The organism is Stieleria sp. (assembly GCF_041595215.1).
GTDB classification, from domain to species: domain Bacteria; phylum Planctomycetota; class Planctomycetia; order Pirellulales; family Pirellulaceae; genus Stieleria; species Stieleria magnilauensis.
This window is the reverse complement of record NZ_JBFHKV010001263.1, coordinates 1-2,228: the sequence shown is the minus strand read 5'-3', so window position 1 is coordinate 2,228 and position 2,228 is coordinate 1. Positions and strand designations below refer to the sequence as shown.

Sequence of the window (2,228 nt, the reverse complement as noted above, 5' to 3'; positions counted from 1 at the left end):
GCCTTTTCCGTTTCAGCTTCTTTCTTGGGGGTGGCCGCGTCTTCGGTCGCCGATGGGTCCGCCTCGGCTTCCGACTCGCCTTCTTTCATTTCCGGCGTCGCCGGGGCGGGCTCTTCGGCCGGGTTCAGTTCCGTCGGCAACGATTCGTCCGCCGGCGGCGCGGGGTTGTCGAGCGCGTCCAATTCTTCAAGCGTTTGGGGGATCGGTTTCAGTTCTGGCACGGGGAACATCGACTCATCGACGACCGTGCTGACCATCAAGTAACGATTGACGCCGCCGGTAACATCGCCCTCGTCGGCCGATGAGGCGTCGCCTTTGTCACCGCCCTTGTCATCGTCGGCGATCCCGCTGATGTTGCCGAACCGCAAGATGTACTTGACGCCTTCTTTAGTCGTCGCGGTCAGTTCGCCGTTGGCGGACAGGATTTCGATTTCACGATTGGGGCCCAGCGGCACCGGGATGAAACCGCGCCCGGCGAGCTGCGTGGCGGCTTCCTGATCGGCGGCAAAGTCCTTGTCGGCCTTCAAGTTGGCGCTGATGCCTTCGGGTTTTCGATTGACGTCGACGAACTTTAAATCGTCCAGTGCGTTGGTCAGGTCATTCAACTTTTGCGAGTTCAGCTCTTTGTCCGGATCAACCGAAACCAGGGTCGGCTCGGCCAACGGATTGGTCTTGTCATATTCCTTCAGCGCCGTCAGCGACCATGTCGTGCCGTCCTTGGCCAACTCGACGTCGTAGTTCTTCGTCAACGAAACGCCTTGCAGACCCAACGAAGCGTTGTAGTCCTTCAGTTCGACGTTCTCGATATCGATGCTGCTCAGCTGCAGCAGGTCTTCTTCGATCCACTCTTGAAATTCGGTCGACAGCGGCGTGTCGTCCAGCTTGACCACATAGACCGGATCTTGTCCCGGTTTCCGAACATAGACCTGACCTGCCTGGCCTTTGACTTCGTTGCCGACGATCAGCGAGGCCAGCACCTTTTGCGAACTGTCCTTGAACGTGACCAGTCGTCCGACGCCTTCGTCACCCGGCTCCAGATCTTCCAGCTTCGGTTCCACCACACCCATCCCGGCGTGATCTTCGGGGTTGTCGGTCGGCACGTCCAAGACGTCCAGACCGACCAGGGCATTGGCTGCGTCGCGCATCTGCTCGATCGCGTCGGCCGGGTAGCCGCCCTTGGACGGGATCGTCCACAGTCCCGACTCAGCGTCCTTGCGGACTTCAAAATTCTTGAGTTCGCCTTGCGCTTCATTGAAGGTGACGATCTTCAAGCTGGCCGCGGTCAGCGGATCTTTGAACTCGGAAAACAACGGAGTGCCGATCACGTTGCCGATGTTCCCCCCGTCGTCGTTATTGGACGAGGGCCAGGAGACGATCGCAGCGATCAGTGCCACCACGACAGCGACGCCCCAGAAAATTCCGGTCTTTTGTGTTTCGTTCACCGTCAAATCTCTCGTAACGAACTTGTTGACGTTTTTTGTGGAAAGGTGAGTGCGTGCGGCCGAAAAAGACCGCGACGCTGGGATCAAATCATTTCAGCCGCGACTTGCTGATGTTTTCGCGTTCTCGCAAACGGCGCGAGGCGAACACGACGACGCCGACGATCAGCGGCGGGATGCAGGGCAACGCAACCGCATAGGCTTTGACTTTGTTTTGGATCGCCGTGACCTGTTGATCGGACTCGCGTTGAATCTTGGCGATGTTCCGCTCGGCTTCGCGTTCAAACTTCTCTCGCTTGACCGCCAGCGCCCGTTGCAACCGTTCGGACTTCGTCTGAAACTCGATCGACTTGGCATCGATCAGCGGCCTGGGGATGCTGCCGTCCTTGCTTTTCTTTTGCAGCTCGGCGACTTCCTCACGCAACTCTTTGAGCTGCTCGTCGCGGGCTTCCTCGGCCTCACGAATCGCTTCTTCGGATTGCCGCTGAAACTCCTTTCGCTTGGCGCGGACGTCCATGCTGGCGGTTTCCTTGACCTCATCGATCATCTTCAGACTGGCAAAGATCGGCTCGTGTTTGCGAACGTCAATAAAGTCCGTCTCGCCGGTCAACCAATCGATCGTGTTAAGCAGGAAGGTGACGTTTTGGAATTGGAATCGCAGATCGGTCGCTTGATTCGGATCGGCACGAATCTGCAGGAACACCGGCAACATCAAATCGATGTCGGCGACATAGGCGGCGCGGATCGGATTTCCGGACGATTTGCCGTCGCCTTCGGAGTTGCCGTCTG

Annotated in this window: 1 protein-coding gene and 1 pseudogene; both read right to left on the bottom strand. The window is 58.1% G+C overall.

All coding sequences use genetic code 11. The features are described from left to right. A partial coding sequence (locus tag ABX749_RS30375; protein WP_372899335.1) for a DUF4340 domain-containing protein occupies window positions 1-1,442 on the bottom strand: 1,442 nt, incomplete at its 3' end. Window positions 1,443-1,530: 88 nt separating this feature from the next. Next, window positions 1,531-2,228 (bottom strand): annotated as a pseudogene (locus ABX749_RS30370) (ABC transporter permease); the annotation flags it as partial.